The sequence below is a fragment of the Pseudoalteromonas sp. SR43-2 genome, assembly GCF_014163885.1.
Lineage (GTDB): Bacteria > Pseudomonadota > Gammaproteobacteria > Enterobacterales > Alteromonadaceae > Pseudoalteromonas > Pseudoalteromonas distincta.
In genome coordinates this window covers 1-892 of the sequence record NZ_JACJED010000048.1, presented here as the reverse complement: position 1 = coordinate 892, position 892 = coordinate 1, and the positions used below count along the sequence as shown (strand labels likewise).

General features: G+C 50.9%; 1 protein-coding gene. It reads right to left on the bottom strand.

Annotated features, from left to right (window positions below):
- The coding region (locus H5120_RS20025) for an Ig-like domain-containing protein (RefSeq protein WP_182675883.1) at window positions 1–892 on the bottom strand (892 nt) is incomplete at both ends.

Here is an 892-nt window from a genome sequence, read left to right as displayed (position 1 = left end):
GCACCTGGAATCTCAATGTTCCAGTGGCCATCGCTGCCAACTAGGGTCTCAATGGTTTGCACAGCGCCTGCGCTGTCGGTGATGGTGAGTGTAACAGTGCCACCAATTTCATTACTGGTGCCCTGCAGCTCTGGTGTTAAGTCGCTGACATCGCCTACGTTTTGAATGGTGAGTATTGGCGCTTGCGTGTCGATAGTGGTGGTATCACTCACTGTAGTTTCGTTGCCAACACTGTCGCGTACACTTACTTCGATGGTGCTTTGACCTTCACTTAATGGTGTGGTTGGAGTGGCACTCCAATTACCATCCGCATCAACAAGGGCGGTGATGGTTTGTGGGTTGCCGTTGCTGTCGGTAACGACTATCGTCACTTGTGCACCTTCGCCCGCATCGCTTGTGCCGCTTATGATTGGCGTGTTGCTGTCGCTTTGTGCTGCAACGTCAACCGTCAGCGTAGGCGGTGTATTATCAAAGTCATCTGAGCTAATTGTACGGGTATTACCTGCGGCATCGGTCGCTGTTGCGATCACTGAGCCAACATCAAGTAACGATACATCTAATCCGACTAATGACCAGTTGCCATCCGCATCTGTTGTAGTGGTATATGTTGCACCAATACCACCGCCTACCAGTTGCTCGGTAATAGTAATTTCACTGCCTGCTGGCAAGTCAGACGTCCCACTTAGGGTAACCAATAAACCAAGTTCAAAGGTTGGTGTAAAGGCAAGTGTCGGTGGAGTTACGTCTACTTCGCCGCTGTCTGTACCTGTACCTGTGTTGCCTGCGGCATCGGTGATGCTGGCGCTAACGCTATAATTCCCTTCGGCTAATGTGCCTGTTGGTGCCGCACTCCAGTTACCATTGGCATCGGTTTGTACATCAATGCTTTGAG